This window comes from Winogradskyella rapida (assembly GCF_042675845.1).
GTDB classification, from domain to species: domain Bacteria; phylum Bacteroidota; class Bacteroidia; order Flavobacteriales; family Flavobacteriaceae; genus Winogradskyella; species Winogradskyella rapida.
In genome coordinates, this window is sequence record NZ_JBHTKM010000048.1 from 24,975 (window position 1) to 51,384 (window position 26,410).

Below are 26,410 nucleotides of genomic sequence, written 5' to 3' on the forward strand. Positions count from 1 at the left end.
ACTTTAATTAGATTTAAAGTTTTCTGCCGCCAAGGCTTTACGCACGCGACTTAGGCTTTCTGGCGTAATCCCTAAATAGGAAGCAATCATCCATTGTGGTACACGCAGCATAAGGTCGGGGTGTCGCTGTACAAATTCTAAATAGCGCACCTTAGCCGAAGCACCAATTAACAAACTGACGCGCTTGTATAAATGACGAATATGATTCTGTAATAATTTTTCGTGATGCACTCTAAAACTTGAATTCACTTTGGCGACTTCATTGACAAATGCTTCATCAAATAACACTACAACGGTAGGCTCTATAGCATCGATATAATAAGTAGAGGGTTCTTGAAAAAACACACTTCCACGATCACTCACAATACCATTTTCAGTTGCAAATTGTAAGATATTCTCTTTTCCTTCTTCATTTAAGGCATAAAGTCGAAGCACACCACTTTCAACAAAAAACGAATGCGAACACACTTCACCTGCTTTTAATAAAAACGCATTGTTAGCTACGGTTTCTGTTCGCATAAAAGGTGTAACCTGACGGACTTCTTCTGCTGTCAGCCCTCCTTTTTCAATAAGAAAGTTTGTAAAATTTGGTAAGCTCATAACTTTAATTAAGATGATGAATTTACGACAATGTAGGGTATAAAAAAAAGACCAATCGTATTTTGATTGGTCTTTTATCATCGTAATTAAAATAGTTTAAGCTTTTACGTAAGAATCAGAATGCACTTTGGCAACTGCTCTCCCCGAAGGATCGTTCATGTTTTTAAAGGCTTCGTCCCATTCTAAAGCCGTGGCTGTACTACAGGCAACACTAGCTTCTTGTGGCACACTTAATGCCGCAGCGTCACTAGGGAAATGGCCTTCAAAAATAGAGCGGTAATAATACTCTTCTTTGTTTAATGGCGTGTTAATTGGAAAACGGAATTTTGCATTTTCAATTTGCTCATCAGAAACTTCTTTTTCTACCAATTCTTTTAAGGTATCAATCCAGCTATACCCAACACCATCTGAAAACTGTTCTTTTTGTCGCCATGCTACACTTTCAGGAATATAATCTTCAAAAGCTTTACGGATAACCCATTTTTCCATACGCTCCCCGTTAATCATTTTATCCTTAGGGTTAATACGCATCGCCACATCCATAAATTCTTTATCTAAAAATGGCACACGACCTTCAATACCCCAAGCGGCTAAACTTTTGTTCGCTCTTAAGCAATCGTACATATGTAACTTATCGAGTTTACGTACGGTTTCTTCATGGAACTCTTGAGCATCTGGTGCTTTATGAAAGTATAGATACCCTCCAAATAACTCATCAGCCCCTTCTCCTGAGAGCACCATTTTTATTCCCATAGATTTAATTACACGAGCCATTAAATACATAGGTGTTGACGAACGAATAGTTGTTATATCATAAGTTTCAATGTTGTAGATTACATCTTTAATAGCATCTAATCCTTCTTGTATGGTGAATTTAATTTCATGGTGTACCGTACCAATATGATCGGCCACTTTTTTAGCTGCCGCTAAATCTGGAGATCCCTCTAATCCAACAGAGAACGAGTGTAATTGTGGCCACCATGCTTTTTCTTGGTCATCGGCTTCAATACGTTTTTCAGAATATTTTTTTGCTATAGCAGAGGTCACTGAAGAATCTAAGCCTCCAGATAATAATACCCCGTAAGGCACATCACTCATCAATTGTCTGTGTACAGCCGCTTCTAAAGCTTCTTTAACTTCAGCAATACTAGTTTCATTTTCTTTTACCGCCTCATAGGTTTTCCAATCGCGTTTGTACCACTGTACAAATTCACCATCTTTACTCGACATAAAATGTCCTGGAGGAAACAGTTCTATTTTAGTACAGATACCTTCCAAAGCTTTTAATTCTGATGCCACATAGAAAGTTCCACTTTTATCCCATCCGATGTATAAAGGAATAATTCCCATATGGTCTCTTGCAATAAAATACTCATCTTTTTCAGCATCATAAATAGCAAAGCCAAAAATACCGTTCATTTCATCTACAAAATCCACACCTTTTTCTTGGTATAAAGCAAGGATCACCTCACAGTCACTCTCGGTCTGAAAATCGTATTTCCCTTCAAATTGCTGACGCAGTTCTCTGTGGTTATAGATTTCGCCGTTTGCTGCTAAGACTAATTTTTTATCAGGACTGAATAAGGGTTGCTTACCAGAAGCTGGATCTACAATCGCTAAACGCTCATGCGCCATTATCGCCTTGTCATCACTAAAAATACCACTCCAATCTGGACCACGATGACGGATAGCTTTCGCCATTTCTAATACTTGAGGTCTTAAATCGTCTACTTTCTGTTTTATATCAAACGCACATACTATTCCGCACATAACTTTTATTTTTATTAGGATATGACTTCTAAAAACAAGCCATTAATTATTAATTACAGTACAAATATGGAATTAAACTTTCATTTTAAAAACAAACAAATACATAATGGTTTTAAATTAAAACTTAAAACCGCCTATTATATTCATATTACAACAAAATGACGACTTTATCACTCCTTTAGCTATGAAACTGTAAATTTTACACATTAATTACGACTAGTTAGTAAATTATAAACGCATTTAACAAAAACAACTAACACCTAAAGACTTATGAAAAAATCAAACGTAATGACCTCAATAGCTTTTGCATTGCTATTCCTTTTAACGCTGAATGTGAGTGCACAAGAATTTAAAGGTTTAGACAAAAGCCCAATGGATGCCGCATCATTTCCTACAAGTTACAAAGAGGCTAACAAACTGATTAAAATTACTTACAGTCGTCCTCAATTAAAGGGACGTGCCGTAGAAGAATTAGTAAAAGAAGGAGACGTATGGCGCGTTGGTGCTAATGAAGCAGCTGAGCTTACGCTTTATACAGACATGAAATTAGGCGGACAATTGGTAAAAGCAGGAACCTACACATTTTATGTTATTCCTGGTCAGAAAGAATGGACAGCCATTATAAATACAGACCTTAATGTTTGGGGAAGCTATTTTTATAAAGAAGACAATGATGTAGCACGTATTTCTGTACCTGTAACAACAGCTAAAGAATCTTTAGAAGCATTTTCTATCGCTTTTGATAAATCTGAAAAAGGTGTTGATATGCATTTAGGTTGGGGCACAATAAGAGCTGCTGTACCGTTTACAAAATAATATCCTTTTTATAAAGTAAAAAAGTTCCGCTGATTATATCAACGGAACTTTTTTTATTTTAAATAATTCGCCTTAGGCTCACTAAGGAATATTTAAATATTTATGGGTTTGTAACGACACTTTCCATTTTGGATGGTCCATAACATAATCTACAATTTTAGGAATAACTTTATCACGTTTACTCCACTCGGGTTGCAGATACAAAATACAATCTCCGTTAACTTTTTCTGCTTGCTCTTCAGCAAACTTAAAATCGTCATTATTATAAATAATACATTTTAGCTCATGAGCTTTCTCATAAACTTCTTTGGTTGGCAATTTCATTTTTTTAGGCGATAGACAGATCCAGTCCCACTCCCCTGTTAGTTTGTAAGCCCCAGAAGTTTCAATATGTGTTTGAACCCCTTTAGCTTTTAACTGCGCTGTAAGCGGCCCCATGTCCCAAGTTAAAGGCTCTCCACCGGTAACAATAATAGTATTACTATATTTTACAGCATTATCTACAATCTTCTCTGTTGCTGTAGGCGGATGTAACTCGGCCAACCAGCTTTCTTTTACATCGCACCAATGGCATCCCACATCACACCCTCCTATTCTTACAAAATAAGCCGCTGTTCCTTTGTGAAATCCTTCACCTTGAATGGTGTAAAATTCTTCCATTAAAGGTAATAATAAACCTTTATCTATTAATTCTTGTCGTTCTCTTCTTGTCATAAGGCTGCAAAGATAGTTATTTAGTTGTCAGTCACCATCTCTACACCCACTAATCTACAGGTTAAATTTTATTCGGCAAGCCCAATAAACACAAGGACCAACAGCTATCTTTGCTAAAGTATGAATGTGAAAACTGTTTCATAGCTGAGTAAATTACATTATTTTTATACAAATTTTCTGATGAATGAAGAACTCTGAAGCTTTCGTAAAAGAAATTACTGACGGAAACACCTGTAAAGGTGAGTATATTACCCTGGGCGCTGCAATGTTAGAGGGCCAAACTATGACCAATACTTTTGTTAATGTGCCTCTAAAAACCATGAACCGACATGGGCTAATTGCTGGGGCCACAGGTACCGGAAAAACTAAAACACTACAAGTTTTGGCTGAAAATCTTTCAGAAAAAGGTGTTCCGGTTTTACTTATGGATATTAAAGGGGATTTAAGTGGACTTGCAAAACCAAGTCCTGGCCATGCTAAAATAGACGAGCGTCACCAACAAATTGGCTTACCTTTTAATCCGCAAGCTTTTCCTGTTGAAATGCTAACCTTATCAGAACAAGATGGCGTGCGCTTACGGGCTACCATAAGTGAATTTGGTCCGGTGTTAATCTCAAGAATTTTAGATGTTACCGAAACCCAAGCTGGTATTATTTCGGTTATTTTTAAATATTGTGATGATAACCACCTGCCGCTATTAGACCTTAAAGATTTTAAGAAGATCTTGCAATATGCCACTAATGAAGGGAAAGAAGAATTTCAAAAAGCTTATGGACGAATTTCAACAGCCTCTACCGGTGCTATTCTTAGAAAAATAATAGAAATAGAACAACAAGGTGGTGACTTATTCTTCGGTGAAAAATCATTTGACACTGAAGATTTATTACGTGTTGACGACCAAGGAAGAGGTTATATTAATATACTTCGACTAACCGATATTCAAGATAAACCCAAGTTATTCTCAACGTTTATGTTGAGTTTACTCGCCGAAATTTATTCTACATTTCCAGAACAAGGCGATAGCGGACGCCCGGAACTCATTATGTTTATTGACGAAGCTCATTTAATTTTCAATGAAGCTTCTGATGCCTTATTAGATCAGATAGAAAGTATTGTTAAACTAATTCGTAGTAAAGGCGTCGGATTATATTTTGTAACTCAAAATCCAACGGATGTTCCTGAGGAAGTCTTAGGCCAACTCGGTTTAAAAGTGCAACATGCTTTAAGAGCTTTTACGGCAAAAGACCGAAAAGCCATAAAACTTACAGCACAGAATTACCCTGACACGGAATATTACGACACTGCTGATGTGCTCACGTCATTAGGAATTGGAGAAGCCTTAGTCTCTGCTTTAGATGAAAAAGGAAAACCTACTCCATTAGCTGCAACGCTATTACGAGCACCAATGAGTAGAATGGATGTTTTAACGGATAATGAATTAAGCGGACTTATAGCAGAATCTAAACTGGCTAGGAAATACAATGAAACTATAGATCGTGAGAGTGCTTACGAGATGCTCAATAAAAAAATTAAACAAGCTGAAGCTGAAGAAGCCAAACAAAAGGCTCAAGAAGAAAAGGAAGCCCTAAAACGTGCGGCCACAAAAAAAACATCGCGACGTCAAAGCACACGTATGAATCCTTTAGTAAAGGTTTTAACGAGCGCTACAGTTATTAGAGGGGTTCTTGGTATTCTCAGCAAAATGATTAAATAAAATTGAAAAAATAAAACATGAATAAACCCTTTTTAGCAGCCCTTGCTGCTTCGCTTATCATTACAAGTTGTACAACGGACAATAGCAATCCGTTTTTAATAAAAAAAGATCATATCGGGTTATTAAACGATTCTACAAAAGTTAAAGATTTAGAAACCATTTTTAGCAAGGACTCTGTGGTAAACGTTAATAATAGAAACCAAATTTATGGCGGAGGAAACACTATTGAAGTCTTTGAGAAAGGCGGTAAAAAACTTTTAGATTTATCTCCTAAAACACCTTTAGATTCCATGTCTGTCATTTCTACTGTACGTATTATTGACGAACGTTATAAGACGGACAAAGATATTTCTACAATAAGTACATTTAAAGCCCTTAGGGACAATTACAAAATCTCTAAAATAGATAACCTTATCAATGTTATTGTGGTCTCTGTAGACGAGATCAATGCGTCTTTCACTATTGATAAAAATGAATTACCTGCAAGTATGCGATTTGATAGGGACTTAGTTATAGACCCGCTTCAAATTCCTGAAAAAGCAAAAATTAAATTTTTTATGTTGCATTGGTAAGATAAAAAATAGAACGAGATAACATGAAAAAATACACCATACAGAATGCTCCTTTTGTTGTTCCTACAACAGACGGAAAAGTAATAAAAGAACACTTTGGGCAAGCTAGTGACGGTAATAGCGACATAAGTATTGCACATATGATAGCGCCAGCAGGCTGGTCTGAACCTTTTCAGACGCCAGAGTTTGACGAATACACTTTTATTATAAAAGGTAAGAAGCAATTTATTATAGACGGTGAAACTATTATTTTAGAAGCCGGTCAATCTATTAAAGTTGAAAAAAACACAAGGCTTCAATACTCAAATCCGTTTACAGAACCTTGTGAATATTTAGCCATTTGCCGTCCAGCCTTTACTATGGATGCGGTTAATAGAGAAGATTAGTCCTATGAGTAGTTTTATTGTAAAATCTATAGGTGGCGCGCTTAATGCATCGAGTATCATCTCAACAAAATTTGCAGCCAAGAGAGCCATTAACCTATTTGCATCGCCAAGAAAAGGGCGTTATAACGATTACCAGAAACAGATTATTAATTCGGCTTTTTTTGAAGAAACCCGATATAATAACATGGACATCGCTACTTACCGATGGGTAGGAAAAGGAAAAACCGTTCTCTTAGCACACGGTTGGGAAAGTAACACCTCACGTTGGAATTATATTCTAAAAGACCTACAGGCACAAGACTATAATATCATAGCCTTAGATGCTCCTGCACATGGACGATCTGATGGCAAACAGTTTAATGCCATTTTATATTCAGAATTTATTGCAACTATTATTAAAAAGTTTCAACCAGAAGTTCTCATGGGACATTCCGTTGGTGGTATGGCTAGTGTATTTTCATTACATAACCATGAACTTCCTTCCATTGAAAAACTGGTCTTATTAGGAGCACCGGCACACTTTACAGGTGTTTTTGATCGGTATAAAAGTATGATGGGATTTAACAAAAGAATCTCAAAAGGTTTAGATTCTATTATTCTAGATCGTTTTAAACAACCTGTGTCTTACTTTTCTACGGCTAACTTTACGGAGTCTATAGCAGCAAAAGGCTTAGTGATCCATGATAAAAAGGACCAAATTATTCCTTATGAAGATGGGCAACTCATAGCAAACCGTTACAAAAACGCAGAGTTTGTAACCACCTCTGGTTTTGGCCATGGTTTAAAAGACGAATCCTTAACCCCAAAGATTATAGATTTCATTAATGCGTAATCTTTATTGTATTTTTGCAAGATGTCACAAGAACTAAAACGCCTTAACAAATACCTCAGCGAAGCCGGTTACTGCTCTCGCCGAGCTGCAGACCGATTAATTGATGCGGGTCGTGTAACTATAAACGATGTGGTCCCAGAAATGGGCACAAAAGTATCTCCAGACGATATTGTAAAAGTAGACGGAGAAGTCATTGGCCAACGCCAACAAGATTTTGTATACCTCGCTTTTAATAAACCTGTGGGCATTGTTTGTACCACAGATACACGTGTAGAGAAAGATAATATTATAGATTATATTAATTATCCAAAGCGTATATTTCCTATCGGTCGTTTAGATAAACCTAGTGAAGGTCTTATTTTACTTACAGACGATGGCGATATTGTTAATAAGATATTGAGAGCAAGTAATAATCACGAAAAAGAGTACATTGTTACTGTAGATATTCCTATTTCTCAAACCTTTATAGAACGTATGTCTGGAGGAATTTATATTGAAGACTTAGGGCAACGCACCAAAAAGTGTGTTGTAAAAAAAATAGACAAATTCACGTTTAGTATTATCCTAACTCAAGGTCTAAACCGTCAGATTCGTCGTATGTGCGAGTACTTAAATTACGAAGTACAAACCTTAAAGCGCGTAAGAATTATGAACATAAAGCTTGATGTGCCTATAGGACAGTATAGAGAATTAACACAAGAGGAGTTTAAAACTTTGAGCGCCCTTATTGCCGATTCTGACAAAACTTTTGAAGAAAGTCAAAATACCCTTAGAAAAAACAGACGTTAATTATGGCTCTATCCCCTTTTCACCTTGCAATCCCTGTGGACAACCTTTCTGAGTGTAGACATTTTTACACCGAGGTTTTAAATTTTGAAGAAGGACGAAGCAGTTCACACTGGGTCGATTATAATTTCTTTGGTCACCAATTGGTTATTCATTATAAAGAAAAAGAAGCCGACCAAAACATTATCAATGTGGTTGACGGTAAAGACGTGCCGGTTCCTCATTTTGGGGTGGTTTTAGATTGGGATGTTTTTCATGATTTTGCTGAATTATTAAAATCTAAGTCTATAGAATTTGTTATTGAACCTTACATTCGTTTTGAAGGTCAAGTTGGTGAACAAGCCACGATGTTTTTCAAAGACCCTTCAGGAAATGCTTTAGAATTCAAGTCATTTAAAGATAAAAGTCAACTTTTTGCGAAGTAAAAAACTTTCAAATTAAAATCTAGCACATAAAAAAAAGGGCAATAATTAAAATTATTGCCCTTTTTTATGATTAACTAATTCTTAGTTATTATTTCTATGTTGATCCCTTGCTATTAATGTATTCTTTAACAGCATCGCGATAGTCATTGGTCCTACTCCACCAGGAACAGGTGTTATAAAACTCGCTTTTTTACTAACTGTAGCAAAATCGACATCTCCTGTGATGTAGTATCCTTTTTCAGAATCATCTGGAACTCTTGTAATTCCTACATCAATAATAACAGCGTCATCCTTTACCATTTCAGCTTTTAAGAACTTAGGAATTCCTAAGGCCGAAATAATAATATCTGCTTGAGAAGTTATCTGAGTAATGTTCTTTGTATGACTGTGCGTTAAGGTTACTGTAGAGTTCCCTGGAAAACCTTTTCGTCCCATTAAAATACTCATTGGACGTCCCACAATATGAGAACGACCAATTACAACAGTATGCTTTCCTTTTGTTTCTACTCCGTAACGGTCTAATAATTCTAAAATTCCAAACGGTGTCGCAGGAATAAAAGTAGACATGTCTAAAGACATTTTACCAAAGTTCATTGGGTGAAATCCATCAACATCTTTGTTAGGATCTACAGCCATTAATACTTTTTGGGTATTAATTTGCGGTGGCAATGGTAATTGAATAATAAAACCATCGATATCGTCATTCTTATTTAACTCATCAATTTTATCTAATAATTCAATTTCACTTGTTGTATTAGATAAACGTACCATCGTAGACTCAAACCCTACGCGCTCACAAGCTCTTACCTTACTACCAACGTAAGTTAAACTGGCACCATCATTACCAACAATAACTGCTGCGAGATGCGGAACCTTTTCACCATTAGCCTTCATCTTATCGACCTCAGCTTTGATTTCGTTTTTAATATCGTTACTTACTTTCTTTCCGTCTAAAATTGTCATGCTTTTGGTTATTGTTTTCTAGCAAAAGCGCTATTGCGCAAAAAATTACTGGGTTATAAATTAAAATATTTTAAAATCTACCGAAGTCTGTATATAAAACAAACCCTCTATAGTGTACTTAGGTTTACTTAGGCATATTCTGCATCATCTGCATCATACGTTTTCCGCCACCACCTTGCATCATCTTCATCATTTTACTCATCTGAGTAAATTGTTTTAGAAGCTGATTCACTTCTTGTACAGAGGTTCCTGAACCTTTTCCAATTCGTTTTTTACGGCTTGCGTTAATAATTGATGGGTTAGCACGTTCATCAGGCGTCATAGAATGAATAATAGCCTCGATTCCTTTAAACGCATCATCATCAATATCTATATCTTTCATCATTTTTCCTGCACCAGGAATCATGCCTACTAAATCTTTCATGTTACCCATTTTCTTGATCTGCTGAATCTGTTTTAAGAAATCATCAAACCCGAATTGGTTTTTAGCAATTTTCTTTTGAAGTTTTCTTGCTTCGTCTTCGTCAAACTGCTCTTGAGCACGCTCCACTAAAGACACCACATCTCCCATACCAAGAATACGATCGGCCATACGAGAAGGATAGAAAACATCAATAGCTTCCATCTTTTCCCCTGTACCAATAAATTTAATTGGCTTATCTACAACCGACTTAATAGAAATGGCAGCACCACCACGGGTATCACCATCTAATTTAGTAAGGATAACACCATCAAAATTTAAGATATCATTAAAGGCTTTCGCTGTATTAACAGCATCTTGACCCGTCATAGAATCGACCACAAATAAGGTTTCTTGTGGCTCAATGGCTTTATGAATGTTAGAGATTTCAGTCATCATGGCTTCATCTACTGCCAAACGACCCGCGGTATCAATTATAACAACATTATGCCCATTAGCTTTAGCGTGTGCAATACCGGCTTGAGAAATCGCAACAGGATCTGTATTTCCTTTATCGCTATAAACCTCAACACCAATTTGATCTCCTACCACGTGTAACTGATCAATCGCCGCCGGACGGTAAACATCACAAGCCACTAATAAAGGCTTCTTTGTTTTTTTATTTTTTAAATAATTGGCAAGTTTACCTGAAAAGGTTGTTTTACCAGATCCCTGAAGACCAGACATTAAAATCACTGTTGGCTGACCAGAAAGATTAATTCCTTCGGCATCACCACCCATTAATTCAGTTAACTCATCTTTAACGATTTTCACCATTAACTGACCTGGCTGCAAGGTGGTTAATACATCTTGCCCTAGTGCTTTTTCTTTTACACGAACGGTAAATTCTTTAGCAATTTTAAAGTTAACATCGGCATCTAAAAGCGCACGTCTAACTTCTTTTAATGTCTCAGCAACATTCACTTCTGTGATGCTTCCATGACCTTTTAATACGTGTAACGCTTTATCTAACTTATCACTTAAATTATTGAACATGTTTCTCGTCTTAAGTTTCCAGCCTGCAAATAAGCAGTCTGTGTTATTTTAATAAGTTGCAAATTTAAGAATTTATGAGGGAAATACGAATGTGATATTGAAAAATGATTTCTGAATGCAATGCGGCTCTATTCAATCTAAATTTGAAGCCTTCAGTTGTGAGAATTTTACTTCTTAAATAACGATCATAAGTAGCAATCCCGAAACCTATTAACTCAAGCCTTTTGTTATTTAAATAAAAAAAAAAAGAGCCCCTCATGGCAAGCGGCTCCTTTTCAATCAACTCAACTTAAAATTTTATTCGCAGGTACGGCTTAAAACCATCTCTAGATTATTATCATTTAAAGACTGTAAAATCATCTCATCACTTTGACATGTTATGATAAGCCAACTGCCGTTAATCACTTGAATGTTTGACGCCGATATCCCAGAAAAATCAATGCCCACACCATCATAAGTTTCATAAACCGACCAAGCTGCCGATACTGAAACAGAATCATCATACACATGAAGCACTCCAGATTCTGATTGAAAATCTAGAGTATACCCATCTAAATTATCACTTCCGTTGTAACTACTCACGGTCCACAGGCATGTGGTTAAACGTGTTTCAACAGTCGTTGTATTACAACTATCTTCATTACAAGTCACCACATTTAAGGTTATCGGATAGATTTGAAATTGCTGATTAATTTCAACACGCGCATACACCGTAGTGTTAAGTAAAGCGGTTTGATATGCGGTAGGATCTGAAATAGGATTTACTTCAGTTTCCGCCTCCATTAATTGTTCATAAAAGGTGATGGTCTCCGCAGTACACTCTTGATAAGCAGACATAAGATTAAAGGCATACAGCACCGCTGCATCGGAATAGCAGGTTTCTAACACCGGATTTTCAGCATCAAAACATTCAAAATCATTACAAACAACGGCATTTAAGAACACGGAATACAGTTGAAACTCGCCTTCTGCCGCTTCTATTTTTAAGAGTAGCGTTTCGGTTGCTGAGCTATAAGCTTCTATATTTGCAATAGGATTACTGTGCGATTCCGCATCACTTTGAGTAGTAAAAAAAGTGGCATTATACGTTTCAGTACAACTTATCGTTTCTATCGTTTGGGCGGTTAGATTAAATACGGCCTCACCATTAAGGTCCGCACATGCTACCAATTCAAAATCATTAAAACAATTAAAAAGTGTATCCAAATCGCATTGCTGCTCTAAGAAGTATGTTGTAGAATTTTGACTTATTGTGAAGTCGTCATCGCTACAATCTTCAATAATCCAATTTCCTTCTAAATCGGTTTCAAATGTGGTTAAATCTGAAAACGTCAACATTATCTCACCATTTATTGAAGATAGATTCCAGCTCCCTATAATTTCAGATTCAATAAGACCTTCTAAAAGCTCTAAGCTCCCATCAGCATGAAACACAAAACGTAAGTTATTAAAATCAGAATTTGCTACAAGCGACCAAGAGCAAGCTTCTAAACGGGTTAAGACTTCATCTTCCACACAGTGTGTAGATTCATCATTACAAAAGGTTTCAGCCGAAGTTAAATTAACCAGTAAGTCATCATTATCAGTAACGGTAAAGTTCTCTCCATAGGAAGGGTTGAGATGCAACGGGTAATTTAAACTTACAATTAGATTGTTTTCAGCTTGACTCAACATTCCTAAAAACTCATAAAACGCTTGATCGTCTTCAACCTGAACAATTTCAACCGTATTAAAATTGGCATTAAAAACGGATAACGAAATTGGATAGATAAAATTTAAGCAAGACGCGTAAGACGAATCTATCCCCTCACAGGCAGCACTTAAATTATCAAGTCCCTCTTGATGAGTAATAAGGCTTGTAGTATAATCCGATAAAATCACCGTTATAGGAAAAACGATATTAAAATCAATTTCAGTAGTATTAGCCGTATTCAACATGAGTTGAAATTCCTGCAATTCTGCATCACTCGTTAAAGTCATCGCAACATTATTGACAATGAGGGTTACAGGCAATTGCACAGATACACAACTAGCACCATCTAAAAAGTCATCTGAACTCTTATAATTAGACGTTGTGCTGCGCAACACCTCTACTAAGCTAGAATTAAAAACTAAGGCTTCTTGATCTGTAGGATCTTCAATCTGACTGACCTCCTCTTGACAAGACATCAGGCAAAAAAGGGCAAAAAGGACATGAAATAGAATATTGTTGCTTTTCATTTTTATAATCTAAGAAACTTATCTTTTTATTATATAACAAGTTAGAGCCAAAATCCCCTACCCTGATTATGTAAAAATTTATTTCTAATTTGTAGCACCGTAAAATACCCATGAGTCAACCTTTACAAAATAACATTTGTGAATCGCATTTATTTGAGCGTTTGTATAAAAAACACGCCAAAAATTTGCACGACTTTTTATATTACAAATTTGGAGACCAACGTAATCCGGAAGACAAAGTTCAGGAGGCCTTTATTAAACTCTGGCAGAATTGTAAAAAAGTAACGCCAGACAAAGCCAAGAGTTATTTATTTACCACCGCCAATAACTTAATGTTAAATGCTGTGGCCCATGAAAAGGTGGTTTTAAAATATCAGAAAATCCCCAAAAAGCAGACCACTCTAGAAACCCCACAATTTGTACTTGAGGAGAAAGAATACCACGTTAAGCTGCAAAAAGCAATCAGTAATTTAACTGAAGCGCAGCGCGTGGCCTTTTTAATGAATAGAGTTGAAGGCAAACGGTTTAAAGAGATTGCTGAACTCTTAGGCATCTCCGTTAAGGCGGTGGAAAAACGTATTTATGGGGCTTTAAAAAAATTGAGACATGATATTGAAGAACTCTAATAGCACCGCTAAAATGCTTCAATAATAAATAAGAAATCCTTAAAGTAGGAGATTTACCTCGTAACTTGTTATATACACAGAAGCCGTAATAAGCAAAAAAAATAGTCCCGTAGAAATGAAACCCTATAAAGGGATACAAAGCGAATGAATAGAGAAGAACTCATAAAAAAATGGTTAGACCATAATCTTACCCCTGAAGAGCAAATTGCTTTTGAGCAACTTGAAGATGCCAAGTCCTTAACACAAATGGATGAGGCTTTAAAAGGATTTAAGAACGAAGGATTATCCATAGACCATTCTTACCTAGCCTTACAAAAGGAATTAAAACTGCGTCAACATAAAAAGAGCTCTTGGCTAAAACCGGCTTTAAAAATCGCCGCTATTTTAGTATTAGGCCTAAGCCTCTATTATTATACCGCGACCTTAGATACTGCCGTAGAAACGCCCATTGCTCAGCAATCTACAATAGCCTTACCCGATGCTTCGGTTGTAGAATTAAACGCCAATTCTAAACTTGTATTTAACAAAGGACGTTGGAGCGAAACCCGATCGGTAAATTTAGAAGGTGAAGCATTTTTTAAAGTTGCCAAAGGCGCCACTTTCGATGTGATTACCCCACAAGGTTTAGTTACCGTTTTAGGAACGCAATTTAATGTAAAACAACGCCAAAATTATTTTGAAGTCACCTGTTATGAAGGTGCAGTAGCCGTAACACATCAAGATCAATCCTTTAATCTAAAACCGGGAGATACCTACAGCTCTATTTACGGTATGACCTCAACCAAAACAACAAATAACCTAGAACAACCGCAATGGCTTTTAGGGGAAAGTAGTTTTAAAAGTGTACCCTTACAATATGTTATTATGGAGTTAGAAAACCAATACGACATTTCAATAACACCTCAAGGTATTGATAGCTCGCGTTTGTTTACCGGAAGTTTTACGCATAATGATTTAGATTTAGCCTTGCAATCTGTTACAATTCCTTTAAATTTAAACTATACTATTTCAGGAAAGTCTATTTTAATACAACGTGAATAAGCCCCTACTCATTTTAATATCTTTCTTACTAAGCTTATCCCTATCACCGTTGGCCTATAGCCAAACGCAGCCCAATGCACTGCCACTTATACAGATTCTTTCCGAATTAGAAAAAAAACATCAGGTCACGTTTTCTTACGAACCTCAAACCATTGCAAACCTATCAGTAAAGTCTTTAAATCCTAATTATTCTTTAGAAGAAGCCTTACAGGAACTCCGTACTAACACCCCTTTAAATTTTAAAATTTTAAATAGTCGGTTTATAACCATTGCGCTAAAAATTGTCAAAAATGAACCTCAGCACACACAGCGTCTTAATGAAGTCGTTGTGACCAATTATTTAACCAAGGGTATTTCAAAATTAAACAACGGAACCATTAAAGCGAACACCAAAGGCTTTAATATGCTGCCTGGTCTTATAGAACCCGATGTTTTACAAATTATTCAAAATTTACCTGGAATTATCAGTATAGACGAACGGATCTCTAACATTAATATAAGAGGCGGGACCAACGACCAAAATTTAATTTTATACGAAGGAATTCGCATGTATCAATCAGGGCATTTCTTCGGACTAATTTCAGCGTTTAATCCCTATCTTACGGAAGAGATTTCTATTTCAAAAAATGGAACGAGTGCACGGTTTGGCGATGCCGTATCAAGTACCATTGCTATTAAAAGTAAAGATGTTATTGACCATAAAACGCAAGCCAGCATTGGTGGTAACCTTCTCAGTGTTGACGGATTTGCCAAAACCCCGATATCTCCAAAATCTGAAATTCAACTTTCGGCCAGACGCGCCTACACAGATGTGATGGTGACCCAAACTTATGATGCCTATTTTGAACGCATCTTTCAAGATTCTGAACTCAATAACAACAATGCTACAAATAATGCTTTAGCCTTAGACGAACGGTTTTTATTTTACGATTTTAATGCGAAGTTTTTATACGATATCAATGCGACTTCAAAAATCAGGTTTAATGCTTTAGCGATACGGAATCGTTTGGATTACAACCAAGCCTACATTTCTACAGAACATCGCTTGGAAGAAACAAAAAGTAAACTCAACCAATTGACCTACGGGGCAAGCGCCAATTATACAAAAGCGTTCAATAGCCAGTTTAAAAGCACAGTTGAACTTTATTATTCGCAGTACGACTTGGATGCCAAAAATGAAAACGTACACGATAATCTTGTACTGACACAAGAAAATAAAGTTGAAGACTATGGTTTACGCTTAGACTTTACAAAAACCGTAAATACGGATCTGAATATTAATACAGGCTATCAATTTAATGAAGTCAGTGTCGCATATTTTGAAGATGTAAACGCACCTAATTTTACGAGTTATACGAAAGAAATTATACGATCTCATGCCTTATTTGGCGAAATTGAATGGTACACCCCTTCTCGTAAAACCCATATTAGATTGGGGTCTAGAATTAATTATTTTGACCAATTAGCCACTTTTAAAATAGAACCTCGATTTTCGGTAAATTATCAGTTTTTTGATTTTTTCAGACTTGAAATTTTAGGCGAATTAAAAAGCCAATCCATTACACAAATCATCGATCTACAACAAGATTTTTTCGGTATAGAAAAGCGTCGTTGGCAATTAGCCAATGGTAATGACGTGCCGTTAATGACAAGCGAACAAGCCTCTTTAGGCCTTAGTTATAACCATAATAATTTGCTAGTCTCTGTAGAAGGCTATTATAAAGTGGTCAATGATATCACTACGAGAAGTCAAGGGTTTCAAAACCAATATCAGTTTATAAACACCATAGGATCTTATAAAGTACGAGGGGTTGATTTCTTAATTCATAAACGTTTAGGCCTGTTTAATACTTGGTTGGGCTATACATATAGTAAAAATGATTACCATTTTGAAACTTTAAATCAAGGCGAGTTATTTCCAAACACCTTAGATTTGAGACATGTTGCTAACGCTTCACTCACCTATAACAAAAGTGCTTTACAATTAGGCATGAGTTTTAATTGGCACTCAGGGCGACCGTACACCTCACCTTCAGAATCTCAAGACGCAAATACCAATACCATACAATACAAGGCTCCTAATGGTGCACGTTTAGAGGATTATTTTAGAACAGACATCTCAGCGTCCTACCGAATAGACCTCTCTGGCAATAGTAATGCTGAAGTAGGTATTGCACTGTGGAATATTTTTAACCAAACCAATATTATTAACCGTTACTACACTAAAGATGCTGAAGGAGCACTTTCAGAAATAAACAATGAATCCTTGAAATTCACGCCTAATTTTAGTGTGAGAATTAATTTTTAGTAAAAGCTTTACGTCGCACAAGCTATTACCGCAGCATAAGTTAGGTCCTAAACTGAAAACGTCCACCTTAGGGAAGGCAGACGTTCAGACTAACACAATTTATAATTTTTATGGCTATGATCTAGCCATTTGCAGTGTTCTTATTTTCGCGTTTCTTTTGCTTTTTAATATTTTTTCGAATCTTATCAATAGCAGATTCTATAGATTTATTCGGCTCTATAAGATTGTATTTCCCCCAAAAATTAGGATCTGAAAATCCGGAAATCGCATCCGTAATAATTACGGTAGGCTTTAATCTATCTTTATTTTTAATCCGTTTTATCTCACTATTAACTTCCCAATCCGTCACTGCCATTTCACTAGCAAGGGTATAAACCTTATTAAACAGCTGACGTTTTTTATTCACCTTAAAGGTCAAATTTAAATTTGAATAACTGTAGTACCACTGGTCTCCTTTTTGCTGATAGTCTACACGATAATTAGCTTCTAAAGGATAGACAATAACATCTCGAGGTTTTTTCTTCACCAATAAATTTCTAGCTTGTTTCTGATCGCTAAGATCTAAGGTATAATGGGCACTAACCAAAGCTAAAGATTCTACGTCTACGTAAAGTTTCCCGAGATACTTAATCGGTTGCTTTTCACTTTTAGGTACAAAATTCACCACATAAACCGAACGATTATTAATTACCGAAGGCGCATCGAAAGAAAATTGATATCCAGAAATACTTTTATCCGTAAAAATGTATTCAGGATATTTCATGATATCCATATAAATCGTAGAAAAGGGACCTCCTTGTAATTTTACAGACACGGTATCGAGACGCTTATAATCGGTACTCTTTCTGGCCTTGCTCAATTGAATAGCATCACGCTGTTGCGAGGTATTAGGTTCTTTTAAGATATTAACAACGGCTTCAGTGAGAGAGACATTTCGATTACGACGTTTAATGGTTTCTCTATAAAAAGCCGTCATAAATACTGAGGGGGTCCCAACATTGTGATGCTTGTCTTCAAAAATTTTTCGAACTAAACGTTCGGCATCTTTAAAAGCGGAAATACTGACAGGAGATAAGGCTGTAACAGCTTTATAAAGTTTAATAACCGCTTTGTCATTCTTTAATTCTGATAAGGGGATAACGTAAGAATTATACCCTAAGTAAGCGATTTTTAATTTAGAATTAAGATGGGCTTCAGGAACTTTTAATGTAAACGCACCTTCCGAATTTGAAATGGTACTAATGTTCGTTTCTAAAACATTGAGGCTCGCTAACTCAATAGCCTCTTCCGTTACACCATCTATAACTGTTCCTTGATAAGTTTTGAAATCCGATTGAGCGTTTAAAAAGAAAAGCCCAAAACAAAGTGTTATAAGGGTAACACCATAGGATTTTATTCGGTAAGATTTTTCCATAACAATAAGATTTAATAAATCAACAACATCCTTAATATACGAAAAATAGCAGAAACTACTCGTATTCAGAATGTTAAAAAAACGTTCTCTATAAATCTTAAAAAAAGAAACGGTTTCTTCATCTTTATAAAAAGACTAAGAAACCGTTGCTCATCTTATAATACTCAAAATATTATAAGGATATAAATTAAGGCATGTTTAAGCCAAATGACTACATACGTTCTGGAACTTCTATACCTAATACCGCTAAAGCATTTTTAATAGTTTGGCTTACCGTTTTAGATAAGGCCACTCTAAATGTTTTTTCGGCTTCTGTATCGGCACCAAGAATAGAAACATTTTGGTAGAACGAATTAAAGTCCTTCACCAATTCATACGTATAGTTAGCAATTAAAGCAGGACTATGTTGATCGGCAGCATTCTGAATAACTTCAGGGAATTGCTCTAACTGCTTTATTAATTGTTTTTCTTTTTCATGGAAGCTAAAAGTTGTTACATCACTAGTTTCAGACGCCTCACTATTCGCTTTTCTTAAAATAGATTGAATTCTAGCATAAGTATACTGAATAAACGGTCCTGTATTCCCTTGGAAATCGATAGACTCTTTAGGGTCAAATAAAATTCGTTTCTTAGGGTCAACTTTTAAGATGTAATATTTAAGCGCTCCTAAACCAATGGTTCTGTAAAGTGCTTTTTTCTCTGATTCGGAGTAGTCTTCAAGTTTACCTAATTCTTTAGAAATCTCTTCAGCAGTATCGGACATCTCTTGTATTAAATCATCAGCATCAACAACAGTTCCTTCTCTACTCTTCATTTTCCCGCTTGGTAAATCGACCATACCATAACTTAAATGAAATAAGTTTTCAGCCCATTCAAATCCTAATTTCTTCAAGATTAAAAACAACACTTTAAAGTGGTAGTCTTGCTCATTTCCTACGGTATAAACCATCCCTCCTACATCAGGGTAATCTTTAATACGTTGTATAGCTGTCCCAATATCTTGGGTCATATAAACGGCAGTACCATCACTACGCAAAACAATTTTTTCGTCTAATCCATCTTCCGTTAAATCGCACCACACCGAGCCATCTTCTTTCTTAAAAAAGACTCCGGTTTTTAAACCTTCAGCAACAAACTCCTTTCCTAATAAATAGGTGTTACTTTCGTAATAATAGGTATCAAAATCTACCCCTATATTTTTATAAGTTACATCAAAACCATCATAAACCCATTGGTTCATTTTTTCCCAAAGTGCAACCACTTCTGTATCACCAGCTTCCCACTTTAAAAGCATTTCTTGAGCCTCTAATAATAGTGGAGCATTTTTTTTAGCGGCTTCTTCCGATTGGCCTTGGGCTACTAATTCAGCAATTTCAGCCTTATATTCTTGATCGAATTTTACGTAGTAATTCCCAACTAATTTATCGCCTTTTAAGGTTTCTGTTGGGGTTTCACCTTCACCAAATTTCTGATAAGCCAACATACTTTTACAAATATGAATCCCTCTATCATTGATAATTTGGGTTTTATAAACTTTTCTTCCAGAAGCTTTTAAAATTTCTGAAACACTATACCCTAAAAGCACATTTCTAACGTGTCCTAAATGCAAAGGTTTATTAGTATTAGGCGAAGAATACTCCACCATAATCGCTTTATCATCGGTTTGCTTTACAAAACCGAACTGATCATCGTTTTTTATAGATTGAAAGAAATCAAAATAATACTGATCACTAATTTCAATATTTAAAAATCCTTTAACCACATTAAATCCTTTGACTAAATCTACATGATCTTGTAAATATTGACCAACTTGCTCGCCAATAACCACAGGGTTACCTTTTACTACACGCAACATAGGGAATACAACCACGGTTACATCTCCTGCAAACTCCTTGCGAGTTGCTTGAAATTCTACTGATGGTAATTCCTTTTCAAACAACGCTTGTATCGCTGCTTTTACATGTAATTCTAAAGTCTCTTGAAGCTTCATATTTTGCCGTATTATCTATTTTAAAACGTTGGCAAAGATAGCAGTTTTATTATTTTATTCTTCCTCTGTGGACACATAATTAAGGAAGTCGTATTCGGTGAGTATTACAGGCTCTAAATCACTTTTTAAAGCGCCGTATAACCTCTATAGATGGAAGCGGCTTAAGGTTCTAAAACTAAGGCCTTATTTGAAACCGCTTTATTATCAAGAACATCAGCCCGAAGAAAACACTCAGAATTCTTAATCTATATTTAATATTGCATTATTAGGAATTAAGGAAAGATTTTTAGTCAGTTTAACTAATATATTGGTATTAAATCCTAATAATTAGCATATCTGCATTCAGAATAGCACTTTTGGTCTGCTATTAATTTATGTCCCAAACATTGATGAAGCTTAATAATCAAACATTAACAAGATTGTTATTGTTTTGTGTTAACTTACTTTTGCTATCCCTCTATAAAAGTTTTTCACACCGAAACAGCGCAATTTGTTATAACGCTATTTGAGATGAAACAGTACCTTACCATGGCTGTTTGTCTCTTGTCGTTTGCTGTTTTTTCTCAAAATGAAAAAATAGACAGACTCACTGTTCAATTAGCCTACCTAAAAGCCGACACTACAAAAGTAGAAGTGTCGCTTATGCTTATAAATGAACTTTACGAGAACAACAATCACAGTAAGGCCTTACTTTTTATTGATGAAACGTCTAAACTCTCTGAAACGCTTCATTACACTAGAGGTTTAGCTGAAAGCAGCTACTACAGAGCTTTAATTTATGCCAATCGTAATGATTACTACAATGCTATTGATAGTTATGAAAAGTCTAGAGACCTATACCTACAATTAAAAGACACCTTAGGCGTAGCACGTGTGAGTAACCGTATTGGCCATATAGAACTAAAGCGAGGCAACTACAAAACCGGCTTACAAAATTCACTATCCGCTATTGATATTTTTGAAATGCTCTCTTTAAAACACGAGCTGAGTTCTGCCTATAATAATCTTGCCGAAGCTTATTATAAAATCAACCAGATTGATGAAGCTATAGCGTTTAACTTTAAAACCTTAGAGGTTAGAAAACAAATACTAGATACCGAGGGGATAAAAACCACGACAATAAATATTGCTGAACTTTATTCCGTTTTGCAAGAACACCGAAGAGCTATTCATTATTATGAAGATGCTTTAGCGCTTTTAGACCCTTTGGAAGATCAGAAATTACGAGGTGAAATCCTTCCTAAAATAGGAACGGAATACTTACGTTTTAAAGAATACGATAAGGCTTCAGAGTATTTAAACGAAGGTTTAGTCTATAACCGTAAATACAACAACAAAACAGGTTTATTAGATGCGCTAAATGCTGTAGGAAACTTAAATATTAAAAATAACAAGCTTAGTATTGCTGAAGAACAGTTAAGTGAAGCCCATAGTATTGCAACAGAACTTAACCACAATCCCGCACTTTTAGAGAACTATAAACTCCGTATGAGTTTAGACTCTATACGCGGTAATTACCAAAAAGCTTTTACCTGGCAAAGTAAATATTACGCGCTTAAAGCCACACTGAATAAAATAGAAATGCCCGTTGTTCCTAAGCATATTGAGCACCTAGATCTTATTGCTAATACTTCAGAAGCAAAAAAAACTACAGACAACACAAAGCTTGCAGTACCAACAAAAGATAAGCCTTATGTTTTATACAGTTCTATAACCCTTGCCTTGTTGTTAATGCTATTTTTAGCCTTTACGCTCTTAAAACTTAAAGCGCATAAAGACGCTATTAAAGCCCATCAACTCAAGTTGGCTGAAGCGAAGACAAAAACGGAAAGCATCTTAGAAAAAACGCAACATTTGGAAGAAGTTAACCAAGTGAAGGATAAATTATTTTCTATTGTATCTCACGACTTAAAAGATTCAATATCCTCAATAAAAGCGTTTATAGACCTCTTAACTGAAGATAATATCTCTAAAGAAGAGTTTTTTGAATTAATTCCGGAGTTAAGCGAAAATGCGAACAATGCCTCTTCCCTATTATTTAATTTACTGAATTGGTCCAAATCGCAACTACAAAGTTTAGAACCTAAACCTGAAGTTTTTAACATACAAGAAGTCTTTCATACTAAGATAGCCTTAGTAGAACAAAAGATAGAAAACAAACGTATTGTTCTGAATGATGAATCGCAGTACGACTTAATTTATGCCGACCGTAGTATGGTAGAAATTGTAATCCAGAACTTAATTACCAATGCGGTTAAATTCAGCAGAACAGGAGATGTTATAACCATTTCTAATCGTGAGGTCGACGGAAACTGTCGTATTACTATAGAAGATACCGGAGTTGGTATTGCTCATGGTAATATTTCCAAATTATTTGCAGCCCATAAAAACTTTACAACTAAGGGTACTAAAAATGAAAAAGGTACCGGCTTAGGGCTTTCTATTGCTAAGGACTTAGTAGAACTTAATAATGGTAAGATTTGGGTGGAAAGTATAGAAAACGTAGGAAGTAAATTTTACGTTGAACTCCCAAAGTCAGAATTTAAAGCTTAAGCCCAATACCTAAGCTTTAAATTCGTTTCTTTTCTTTCTATTTTTTAGGCAAGAATACTTCTGCCATCATACAACGAGCACTACCTCCACCACAAGTTTCAATAGTCTCTAAAGAACTCGAAATAATAGGACAATACTTTTCTATGTTGGCCACTTGTGTTGCTGTTAAACTCTGGTGTGCCGCTTCACTCATTACTAGATATTGCTGATCATTGGCGCCTAACAACTGTAGCATATTTCCAGCAAAATTGTGCATTTGAGCTTCAGTAATAGAAATGATTTCTTTTCCTTCTTGCTTTAAATGCTTCACTACATTTTTACGCTCCTTTTTATCATCAATACTATCTAAGCAAATCACAGCAAACTGATCTGCAATACACATCATAACATTGGTATGGTAAATTGGCAAGCGTTCGCCATCTACAGATTGGTAAGCTGTAAAAATAACGGGACTATATTCAAAATCTTCGCAGAATTCAATAAACAATTCTTCATCCGCTCTAGGTGATAAAGCACAGTAGGCTTTTCTATTGGTACGGTCTAGAATAACACTCCCAGTACCTTCTAAAAAGTAACCTTCATGTTCTGCAGAAGTATAGTCTATAATATTCTCAATTAAAAACCCTTCTTCTTCAAGTCTTACAAAAATTTCATCTCTACGTTCTCGTCTTCTATTTTCTGCAAACATAGGATACTTGCCCACATCACCATTACTATGAAAACTCACCCAATTGTTAGGAAAAATAGAGTCTGGCGTATCGTTTAAAACATCATCATTTTCTACAATAACCTGAATTCCGACCGCTCTTAATTTTTCAACAAAAGCATCAAATTCTTCCTGAGCTTTGGCGTTAATTTCGGCATTTTTAAGATCTAAATCTTCTTGAAAATAATTGTTAACTGCGGTTTGTTCATTCATCCTGAAGTTGATAGGACGAATCATCAATATCGTATTTGTTGTTTGTTGCATTTATTATAAAATAGGGGTAAATAATGAAATGCGAAGTTATAATTTTTTAAGCGAAAATAAAGTTAAAACTAAGCTTGTTCTTCTAACCACTTTAAAGCCTCTTCACGTTCCCTAAAGGTTTTTATATTCCACTTACTTTCTCTGTTAATGTTGATTAAAACATCCGTCGCCAACTTAGAGGCATAAACCTTATTTACCACTGCAATGGCCTTAGTCACATCGTGATTAACAATATTTTTTTGGGCTTCAAACGTATAGGTATACGAGTGTTTTTTATTTACCAAGAGGGCAAAGGGTGCCTCAAGATGATCCATGAGAAATTTATGATAATCTACAACCATGTCAACGTCCATGATTACGCCTTCGTTAATAATAACTTCAGCGAGTTTAGGGTTAAGAATACTGATCTCCCCAAAGCTTAATTTATAGGTCTTCATGTCAATAAATATAAGTAAATTTAGCTCAAATTCTCTGTTATGAAAAAACTCTTTGTACTCGCCTTATTACTAGTTGCTTGTAAAAAAAATAAGGTTGATAAACCTGAAGTTTCTTACAATTTCACTACCGTTTTTGAGCAAAGTGAAGGTCATAAAACGGCAACTTACCAAGAAACCATTGCCTATTATAACGCTTTAGCTGAAACCTACCCTCAAATTTCATTACAAGAGATGGGAGAAACCGATGCCGGCAAACCTTTACACGTCGCTACATTTAATAGTACAGACACCCCTACTGATTTTGAAGTTTTAAGACAGAAGCAGCAAATTCTCTTCATTAATAATGGAATTCATCCTGGGGAACCCGACGGTATTGATGCCACCATGATGTTATTTAGAGATTGGGCCCAAGGTAAAATAGAGTCGCCTTCAAATACGGTTATTGTTACCATCCCTATATATAATGTTGGAGGTAGTTTAAATAGAAATGCAAACTCTAGAACCAACCAAAATGGTCCTGAAACCTATGGCTTTAGAGGAAATGCTAGAAACTATGACTTAAATCGTGATTTTATAAAGTCGGACACCAAGAACGCACAAACTTTTGCTGAGATTTTCCACATGGTACAACCCGATGTTTTTATAGATACTCATGTGAGTAATGGCGCCGATTACCAATATACATTAACCCATTTATTTACACAGCACAATAAATTAGGTGGCCCCTTGGGGAACTACATCCATAAAACAATGATGCCTACTTTAGAGGAAAAGCTAGCTAAAAAGTCTTGGGACATTACGCCCTACGTTAATGTTTTTAATCGGACACCAGAAACAGGCTTTACACAATTTTTAGACAGCCCTCGTTATTCTACCGGCTATACGTCTTTATTCAATACTCTAGGAATGATGGTTGAAACGCATATGCTTAAACCCTACAAGCAACGTGTCGAAGGCACCTATGAATTGCTTAAAAGTATGATTGAAATTACAGACGAACAAAGTTCTGAAATAAAAGCCCTTCAGCGCGAACAACAGAACTTATGGTATGCAGGTGCAAGCTACCCGTTGCAATGGGAAGTAGACAGCACAAAATCATCAACGCGAGAATTCAAAGGTTATGAAGGCCATAGCATTGTAAGTAATTTTACCGGAGCAGAACGTTTAAAATATAACCGAGACGAACCTTACACCAGACCTATCGCCTATCAAGATTATTTTACAGCAAAAGATTCGGTTACCATACCTAAAGCCTATGTTATCCCACAAGGTTGGCATCACGTCCTAAGCTTATTAAATCGTAATAATGTGCAGTACCAAACCTTATCTAAAGACACCCTTATTACGGTAGAATCTTATAAAATTAGTAATTATAACACGAGAAAGACCCCATATGAAGGTCATTATGCGCATTACAATACTCAGGTTAGTTCCACCTTAATAAACAAGACTTTTAGAAAAGGAGATTATTTGGTTCCAACAGATCAATATGCCCTACGTTATCTTATTGAAACCTTAGAGCCTATGGCTGTAGATTCTTTTTTTAATTGGAATTTCTTCGATACTATTTTACAGCAAAAGGAAGGATTTTCGCCTTATGTATGGGAAGATAAAGCTGAAGAGCTTCTAAACAACAATCCCAACTTACAAATGGAATTTAATGTAAAAGTTAGTTATGATGAAGCCTTTGCCAACAATTGGTATGCGCAATTAGATTGGCTACACAAACAAAGTAAGTATTACGAGAAGGCCCACTTACAATATCCTATATATCGTATTACGGAGTAATGCCCTAAGTTTTAGTAGATCCTTTTAAT

The 26,410-nt window shown here is 35.8% G+C and carries 22 protein-coding genes; 12 read left to right on the forward strand and 10 right to left on the reverse strand.

The features are described from left to right. Window positions 1-3: 3 nt before the first annotated feature. Together ACFQ13_RS06430 and asnB are read right to left on the reverse strand one after the other, a co-directional pair. On the reverse strand, window positions 4-681 hold the full coding sequence (locus tag ACFQ13_RS06430) for a Crp/Fnr family transcriptional regulator (RefSeq protein WP_386115385.1): 678 nt from the start codon (window positions 679-681) through the stop codon (window positions 4-6). Between the two features lie 15 nt (window positions 682-696). Beyond that, entirely contained in the window at window positions 697-2,370 is a 1,674-nt protein-coding gene (asnB, locus tag ACFQ13_RS06435; protein ID WP_386115388.1) for an asparagine synthase B, read from the reverse strand. A 270-nt stretch (window positions 2,371-2,640) separates the two neighbouring features. Here asnB and ACFQ13_RS06440 point away from each other — a divergent pair, with 270 nt between their 5' ends. After that, the gene (locus ACFQ13_RS06440) at window positions 2,641-3,186 is read left to right on the forward strand and encodes a DUF2911 domain-containing protein (protein ID WP_386115391.1); all 546 of its coding nucleotides are present in this window, start codon (window positions 2,641-2,643) and stop codon (window positions 3,184-3,186) included. A gap of 81 nt (window positions 3,187-3,267) precedes the next feature. Here ACFQ13_RS06440 and ACFQ13_RS06445 read toward each other — a convergent pair whose 3' ends face one another. Then, the gene (locus ACFQ13_RS06445) at window positions 3,268-3,900 is read right to left on the reverse strand and encodes a 7-carboxy-7-deazaguanine synthase QueE (protein ID WP_114310928.1); all 633 of its coding nucleotides are present in this window, start codon (window positions 3,898-3,900) and stop codon (window positions 3,268-3,270) included. Window positions 3,901-4,084: 184 nt separating this feature from the next. On the opposite strand from ACFQ13_RS06445, the gene ACFQ13_RS06450 reads away from it, so the two are divergent. Genes ACFQ13_RS06450 through ACFQ13_RS06475 form a run of 6 tightly spaced genes read left to right on the forward strand, consistent with a single transcriptional unit; the run spans window position 4,085 to window position 8,615 of the window. Continuing rightward, on the forward strand, window positions 4,085-5,614 hold the full coding sequence (locus tag ACFQ13_RS06450) for a helicase HerA-like domain-containing protein (RefSeq protein ID WP_386115395.1): 1,530 nt from the start codon (window positions 4,085-4,087) through the stop codon (window positions 5,612-5,614). A gap of 17 nt (window positions 5,615-5,631) precedes the next feature. Beyond that, entirely contained in the window at window positions 5,632-6,186 is a 555-nt protein-coding gene (locus ACFQ13_RS06455) for a hypothetical protein (protein WP_386115398.1), read from the forward strand. Between the two features lie 23 nt (window positions 6,187-6,209). Continuing rightward, a complete protein-coding gene (locus ACFQ13_RS06460; protein ID WP_114310925.1) occupies window positions 6,210-6,572 on the forward strand; it encodes a cupin domain-containing protein in 363 nt (120 codons plus the stop codon). 4 nt (window positions 6,573-6,576) lie between these two features. Then, window positions 6,577-7,404: an alpha/beta fold hydrolase gene (locus ACFQ13_RS06465; RefSeq protein WP_386115401.1), complete on the forward strand. Its 828-nt coding sequence runs from the start codon at window positions 6,577-6,579 to the stop codon at window positions 7,402-7,404. Between the two features lie 21 nt (window positions 7,405-7,425). Continuing rightward, window positions 7,426-8,193, forward strand: a complete 768-nt coding sequence (gene rluF, locus ACFQ13_RS06470; protein ID WP_114310923.1) for a 23S rRNA pseudouridine(2604) synthase RluF — start codon at window positions 7,426-7,428, stop codon at window positions 8,191-8,193. Continuing rightward, complete coding sequence (locus ACFQ13_RS06475) at window positions 8,193-8,615, forward strand: VOC family protein (RefSeq protein WP_386115651.1); 423 nt, start codon at window positions 8,193-8,195, stop codon at window positions 8,613-8,615. The genes rluF and ACFQ13_RS06475 overlap by 1 nt, the downstream gene beginning before the upstream one ends. Before the next feature lie 81 nt (window positions 8,616-8,696). Here the strand turns inward: ACFQ13_RS06475 and ACFQ13_RS06480 are convergent, their stop codons facing one another. From ACFQ13_RS06480 to ACFQ13_RS06490, 3 genes are all read right to left on the reverse strand, one after another. Beyond that, a complete protein-coding gene (locus ACFQ13_RS06480; protein ID WP_114310921.1) occupies window positions 8,697-9,578 on the reverse strand; it encodes a bifunctional 5,10-methylenetetrahydrofolate dehydrogenase/5,10-methenyltetrahydrofolate cyclohydrolase in 882 nt (293 codons plus the stop codon). Window positions 9,579-9,702: 124 nt separating this feature from the next. After that, a complete protein-coding gene (ffh, locus tag ACFQ13_RS06485; protein ID WP_114310920.1) occupies window positions 9,703-11,034 on the reverse strand; it encodes a signal recognition particle protein in 1,332 nt (443 codons plus the stop codon). Window positions 11,035-11,331: 297 nt separating this feature from the next. Beyond that, the gene (locus ACFQ13_RS06490) at window positions 11,332-13,254 is read right to left on the reverse strand and encodes a hypothetical protein (RefSeq protein WP_386115404.1); all 1,923 of its coding nucleotides are present in this window, start codon (window positions 13,252-13,254) and stop codon (window positions 11,332-11,334) included. Between the two features lie 110 nt (window positions 13,255-13,364). Between ACFQ13_RS06490 and ACFQ13_RS06495 the strand changes: the two genes are divergently transcribed. The 3 genes from ACFQ13_RS06495 to ACFQ13_RS06505 all read left to right on the forward strand — a co-directional run bounded on the left by ACFQ13_RS06495 (window position 13,365) and on the right by ACFQ13_RS06505 (window position 17,229). Continuing rightward, window positions 13,365-13,880, forward strand: coding sequence for an RNA polymerase sigma factor (locus tag ACFQ13_RS06495; protein WP_386115407.1), 516 nt, complete (start codon window positions 13,365-13,367; stop codon window positions 13,878-13,880). 144 nt (window positions 13,881-14,024) lie between these two features. Continuing rightward, a complete protein-coding gene (locus tag ACFQ13_RS06500) occupies window positions 14,025-14,921 on the forward strand; it encodes a FecR family protein (RefSeq protein ID WP_386115410.1) in 897 nt (298 codons plus the stop codon). Further along, window positions 14,914-17,229: a TonB-dependent receptor domain-containing protein gene (locus ACFQ13_RS06505; RefSeq protein WP_386115413.1), complete on the forward strand. Its 2,316-nt coding sequence runs from the start codon at window positions 14,914-14,916 to the stop codon at window positions 17,227-17,229. The genes ACFQ13_RS06500 and ACFQ13_RS06505 overlap by 8 nt, the downstream gene beginning before the upstream one ends. A 121-nt stretch (window positions 17,230-17,350) precedes the next feature. Here ACFQ13_RS06505 and ACFQ13_RS06510 read toward each other — a convergent pair whose 3' ends face one another. Together ACFQ13_RS06510 and argS are read right to left on the reverse strand one after the other, a co-directional pair. Then, window positions 17,351-18,643, reverse strand: coding sequence for a carboxypeptidase-like regulatory domain-containing protein (locus ACFQ13_RS06510; RefSeq protein ID WP_386115415.1), 1,293 nt, complete (start codon window positions 18,641-18,643; stop codon window positions 17,351-17,353). A 211-nt stretch (window positions 18,644-18,854) separates the two neighbouring features. After that, window positions 18,855-20,633 carry an arginine--tRNA ligase gene (gene argS / locus ACFQ13_RS06515; protein ID WP_386115417.1) on the reverse strand — a complete coding sequence of 593 codons (1,779 nt, stop codon included), beginning with the start codon at window positions 20,631-20,633 and terminating at the stop codon, window positions 18,855-18,857. 510 nt (window positions 20,634-21,143) lie between these two features. Here argS and ACFQ13_RS06520 point away from each other — a divergent pair. Continuing rightward, a complete protein-coding gene (locus tag ACFQ13_RS06520; RefSeq protein ID WP_386115420.1) occupies window positions 21,144-23,186 on the forward strand; it encodes an ATP-binding protein in 2,043 nt (680 codons plus the stop codon). 37 nt (window positions 23,187-23,223) lie between these two features. Here the strand turns inward: ACFQ13_RS06520 and ctlX are convergent, their stop codons facing one another. Further along, window positions 23,224-24,156, reverse strand: coding sequence for a citrulline utilization hydrolase CtlX (gene ctlX / locus ACFQ13_RS06525; RefSeq protein WP_386115423.1), 933 nt, complete (start codon window positions 24,154-24,156; stop codon window positions 23,224-23,226). Between the two features lie 68 nt (window positions 24,157-24,224). Further along, on the reverse strand, window positions 24,225-24,593 hold the full coding sequence (locus ACFQ13_RS06530; protein WP_386115426.1) for a DUF7793 family protein: 369 nt from the start codon (window positions 24,591-24,593) through the stop codon (window positions 24,225-24,227). Between the two features lie 39 nt (window positions 24,594-24,632). On the opposite strand from ACFQ13_RS06530, the gene ACFQ13_RS06535 reads away from it, so the two are divergent. Next, a complete protein-coding gene (locus ACFQ13_RS06535) occupies window positions 24,633-26,381 on the forward strand; it encodes a M14 family metallopeptidase (protein WP_386115429.1) in 1,749 nt (582 codons plus the stop codon). The last annotated feature ends 29 nt before the right edge of the window (window positions 26,382-26,410 follow it).

Excerpts from the sequence above, each read along its gene's own strand:
- ACFQ13_RS06430 (WP_386115385.1), bottom strand. The coding sequence starts at position 681 with ATGATAAAAGACCAATCAAAATACGATTGGTCTTTTTTTTATACCCTA.
- asnB (WP_386115388.1), bottom strand. The coding sequence starts at position 2,370 with ATGTGCGGAATAGTATGTGCGTTTGATATAAAACAGAAAGTAGACGAT.
- ACFQ13_RS06440 (WP_386115391.1), top strand. The coding sequence starts at position 2,641 with ATGAAAAAATCAAACGTAATGACCTCAATAGCTTTTGCATTGCTATTC.
- ACFQ13_RS06445 (WP_114310928.1), bottom strand. The coding sequence starts at position 3,900 with ATGACAAGAAGAGAACGACAAGAATTAATAGATAAAGGTTTATTATTA.
- ACFQ13_RS06450 (WP_386115395.1), top strand. The coding sequence starts at position 4,085 with ATGAAGAACTCTGAAGCTTTCGTAAAAGAAATTACTGACGGAAACACC.
- ACFQ13_RS06455 (WP_386115398.1), top strand. The coding sequence starts at position 5,632 with ATGAATAAACCCTTTTTAGCAGCCCTTGCTGCTTCGCTTATCATTACA.
- ACFQ13_RS06460 (WP_114310925.1), top strand. The coding sequence starts at position 6,210 with ATGAAAAAATACACCATACAGAATGCTCCTTTTGTTGTTCCTACAACA.
- ACFQ13_RS06465 (WP_386115401.1), top strand. The coding sequence starts at position 6,577 with ATGAGTAGTTTTATTGTAAAATCTATAGGTGGCGCGCTTAATGCATCG.
- rluF (WP_114310923.1), top strand. The coding sequence starts at position 7,426 with ATGTCACAAGAACTAAAACGCCTTAACAAATACCTCAGCGAAGCCGGT.
- ACFQ13_RS06480 (WP_114310921.1), bottom strand. The coding sequence starts at position 9,578 with ATGACAATTTTAGACGGAAAGAAAGTAAGTAACGATATTAAAAACGAA.
- ffh (WP_114310920.1), bottom strand. The coding sequence starts at position 11,034 with ATGTTCAATAATTTAAGTGATAAGTTAGATAAAGCGTTACACGTATTA.
- ACFQ13_RS06490 (WP_386115404.1), bottom strand. The coding sequence starts at position 13,254 with ATGAAAAGCAACAATATTCTATTTCATGTCCTTTTTGCCCTTTTTTGC.
- ACFQ13_RS06495 (WP_386115407.1), top strand. The coding sequence starts at position 13,365 with ATGAGTCAACCTTTACAAAATAACATTTGTGAATCGCATTTATTTGAG.
- ACFQ13_RS06500 (WP_386115410.1), top strand. The coding sequence starts at position 14,025 with ATGAATAGAGAAGAACTCATAAAAAAATGGTTAGACCATAATCTTACC.
- ACFQ13_RS06510 (WP_386115415.1), bottom strand. The coding sequence starts at position 18,643 with ATGGAAAAATCTTACCGAATAAAATCCTATGGTGTTACCCTTATAACA.
- argS (WP_386115417.1), bottom strand. The coding sequence starts at position 20,633 with ATGAAGCTTCAAGAGACTTTAGAATTACATGTAAAAGCAGCGATACAA.
- ACFQ13_RS06520 (WP_386115420.1), top strand. The coding sequence starts at position 21,144 with ATGAAACAGTACCTTACCATGGCTGTTTGTCTCTTGTCGTTTGCTGTT.
- ctlX (WP_386115423.1), bottom strand. The coding sequence starts at position 24,156 with ATGCAACAAACAACAAATACGATATTGATGATTCGTCCTATCAACTTC.
- ACFQ13_RS06530 (WP_386115426.1), bottom strand. The coding sequence starts at position 24,593 with ATGAAGACCTATAAATTAAGCTTTGGGGAGATCAGTATTCTTAACCCT.
- ACFQ13_RS06535 (WP_386115429.1), top strand. The coding sequence starts at position 24,633 with ATGAAAAAACTCTTTGTACTCGCCTTATTACTAGTTGCTTGTAAAAAA.